Source organism: Actinomyces sp. 565 (assembly GCF_010365615.1).
Classification (GTDB): Bacteria; Actinomycetota; Actinomycetes; order Actinomycetales; family Actinomycetaceae; genus Actinomyces.
Window position 1 is genome coordinate 1 of the sequence record NZ_PIZD01000053.1, and the last position, 3,730, is coordinate 3,730.

The 3,730-nt window shown below is 66.0% G+C and carries 1 protein-coding gene; it reads right to left on the reverse strand.

Going from position 1 to position 3,730, the window contains the following annotated elements; all coding sequences use genetic code 11:
- Positions 1-1,295 precede the first annotated feature (1,295 nt).
- The gene (gene thrC / locus GZ997_RS08515; RefSeq protein WP_162679586.1) at positions 1,296-2,792 is read right to left on the reverse strand and encodes a threonine synthase; all 1,497 of its coding nucleotides are present in this window, start codon (positions 2,790-2,792) and stop codon (positions 1,296-1,298) included.
- Between the last annotated feature and the right edge of the window lie 938 nt (positions 2,793-3,730).

Genomic DNA, 3,730 nt, shown 5'->3' on the forward strand with positions numbered 1-3,730 from the left:
TGGCTGACACTGCGAGGGCTGCTGACCCGGCGTCCAACCCCGCAATGACCACCCCCGCCGTGTACTCCCCGCGATGGCCGCACCTGTCGCCTACCCCTCGGTGACCAGCACGATGAGGGCTGCTCCGGTTACCGTTGCGCCAGCCGTTGGCTCTCCGCGACGGCCCCTCCCGCACATCTGCCCCCACAATGGCAGTGAAGGTGGAGATGGCTTCGGTATGCGGGTGGATCATGCGGGTGCGCGTATGCACGTAGGTTTGTGTAGGTGGTAGCGCTCCGCATACGCACCGTCTCCCCGTGCTACTCGTGGATCAAGGGCGGACGGAAGGGAAGGCAGTCGCTCGGAGGAGAAGCAAGGTTGTGGCGCGATGATGGGTGCTTGACGGCTAGCGTGAGACTCTTGGTGCGGCTGAACCCATAGACCTCAAAGCAGCCGAGGCACCCAACTGTGCAGGGGTGCAGTTGCTAATGGCAGCTCGGCTTACAGGTAGGGACCGTTGCGGCGCTGAAGCATCCTGTACCGACCGGTCTGGCGACCGTGCCGGAGTGCCTCGGAGGTGACTGGAGGGCCTCAGCCGACCGAGGCGAAGTACGTCGGCGTATACGAGCGACCGGCTGGCCGGTCTCACGGACTAGTCCCCCCGTAGCAGCCCTCGCCAACCAGGACGCGGTTGAATCCGCCTTTTGTGCTTCAAGAAGCCTGTGCCAACAGACGCGCTGTGCGTGTGTCGAGTGGCGCCGTTGCCGACTACGGCCTCAGCCGCTCGCTCTGGAAAGCGCCAGCAACCAGACGTATTGCCGGATGCCCCTATCGACGCCCTCGGCGTCGACGGCGCGGCGCAAGGCAGACGATGTGAGGGTGTCGGCCGTTATGGAGCGCGCGCAATTTGCGTGCCGTATTCAGGGGGCCAGCGGTGCGAGCAGGATCCGAGCGTTGGCGCTGTCGTCTCGGGAGGCCGGGTGTGGGAGCATTGCGATGAATAGCGTCTCCGGCGACTCAGTGTGCCGGGCTCGCGTATGTGCACCAATGCCTTGGCGGTGTTCGGCGGCGAACGACGCCAACTGCACGAGGCGGTCCCACTGAACCAGGATGGCTGAGTCGCAATGTTTCACGTGAAACATCACCCGCCGGAATGCTCGGGAGACGCGGTGGACGGTGATGCCGTCGGCGGTGCGGCCGCCGGGCGTGGCTGGGCTACGGAGACCCCAGCCGACGGTGCACACCGCACCTGCACCGCGTGCGCCGATGTTTCACGTGAAACGTGTCGGCCCCGCTGAGTTGATAGCTCAGCGTGCTCAGGGTCGCAATGCGTCGGCGGCAATGAGTGCCCGCAGCCGCGACTCGTCGCAAGGGATATCGACCACGTGCTGCTCGGCGTCCAGCAGGCGACGGATCGCCTCGGGTACTGCCTGTGGGGTGCCGAGTGCTTCGGCAACGGTCTGCGGGAACTTCTCCGGCCTGGCGGTCTCCAGCACTAGGGTCGGAACGCCGCGGTCCATAAGACGCAAAGCCACGGTGACGCCGTCGGCGGTGTGCGGGTCGATAGGTGCGCCGGTGGCATCGTGCACCCGCCGGATAGCGGTGAGCCTGTCCGCATGCGTGGAAGTGCCGGAGGTAACGCCGAACTCAGAGTGCATCCGTTCCAGCTGATCGGAGAGGTCCAGTACCCCGGTGCGCTCCAGCTCGGGCCAGCGGGACTGGAACTCCTCCGGTCCAAGCAGTGTCCAGATGAAGCGCTCTAGATTGGAGGCCTTGGAGATGTCCATGGATGGGCTGGATGTGGCCAGGGTTTGCGCGCTGTTGCGCGGCCGGTAGACGCCGGTGGAGAAGAACTCGTCCAGCACGTTGTTCTCATTGGTGGCCAGAATGAGCCGCCGGATGGGCACGCCCATGGTGCGGGCCAGGTGGCCGGCGTAGATATTGCCGAAGTTGCCGCTGGGGACGGCCACGTCCACACGGAAGGCGTCGGCTCCGATGCTCGACCCGTCTACCCCGGCTGCCACTGCCGCTCCGGCGTCACCCTCCGCGACGCCGTCGGACGCGCGCAGCCAGGCCCACACGTAGTAGGCGACCTGGGCGGCGATGCGTCCGAAGTTGATGGAGTTGACCGCACCGATGGAGTGCTCGGCCTTGAAGGCGGCGTCGTTGTTGATCGCCTTGACCAGGTTCTGGCAGTCGTCAAAGACGCCTTCGACGGCGATGTTGTGGATGTTGGCATCTGCCAGGGAGTACATCTGCGCACGTTGCACATCGCTCATGCGTCCCTGCGGGGAGAGCATGAAGACGCTGACGCCGTCGCGTCCGCGGAAGGCGTGCTCGGCCGCTGATCCGGTGTCCCCGCTGGTGGCGCCGAGGATGTTGAGCACGCGTCCCTCGCGGGCCAGCTGATACGGGATCGCCTGGCCGAGGAACTGCATGGCCAGGTCCTTGAAAGCCATGGTCGGCCCCTCGGACAACCCCACCAGGGCGAGTCCGGGGGCGACGGCGTCGAGCGGGCGCAGCGGTACCACCGGCGCCGGGAAGCGCTCCGGACCGTAGGCGGCGGAGGTGAGCGCGCGCAGGTCTTCGGCCGGAATGTCGGTGGCGTACAGGCCAATGACCTCGGCCGCGAGCTCCGGGTAGCTCAGCGACCGCCACGACTCCAGAGTGGCGGCGGACACCCGCGGCACTGCGGCAGGGACGGCGAGGCCGCCGTCGGGGGCCAAGCCGGACAGGAGCACGTCCAGGAAGCCGGTGGGCGCCATGCCTCCCCGGGTGGAGATGTAACTCGTTTCCTGCGTGCGGTGCTGCATGTGCCGCCCTCCCGTGCGCCGTGGTGAAACGCGCCCATCCTATGCGACCGGATAATCCTTTCGTCTACCCGCGTGCTCTCCCTCAGGTCCTACCCGGTCCATCTCGGCGCCGGCTTAGTGGGTCTTCGTGAAAGGGGTGGTGAGGCGCGTTGGCTGGTGGGAGTCTGCTGGGTGGTGCTTGGCTGCTTGGCCTGTTGCGCTGTGGGCAGGGCGCGGCGGTTCGGCGGTTCAGGGGCGGTCAGCTGCGCCTAACGGTTAGTGCATTCGGCCCATCCCGAATACGACCCCGTCTCGGCCAAGACGTCCTCGTCAGACATGGACCGACCCCATGTGCGGCGGGGCCTCCTCCTAGGCCCGAGAAACGGTCCCTACACCGCGGGCCAGACCTGGGTTCCGGCAGCTGCATATGCGACGAGCCTGAAGACCCCGATACTGACGTGCCGTCATTAAAACTGGCACGAGTCGCTAAGGCTGCGAAGCCATTACCGCAACACGTAGTTAAAAAGCACCGTAATGTAATATCGGTTGCCGAATATAAGTGATATATGACTTATCTCGTTAGCGTCACGAGTACAGCCTAGGCTTTGGTTCGTGGGTGCTGTGGCTGGGGCCGATGACGACGACGTCGGCCCGGTGCCAGGCCGTGTTGGTGGCAGCGGATGACTCGTCGTATTCGTTGAGACCACGCGGCTCCTGGACGGAGGCGGTAGCCGCGGACGGCGCTGGCCGCCGACTCCAGTGACTCTGCTACCGCGGGGGCTGGGCGCCGCTGCGAGGGGCGCAGACCGGGCTGGCTCACTTCACGCTCCGGGATGACGCCTCGGCACTTCTGACGACGCCACGTACCCCTACCCCCCGCACTGTCACCGGAGGTACGAATCGTCGACCAGAACGTCCGAGATCGGCATAAACGCGTCGGCGGGCCCAAAGGGCCCGCC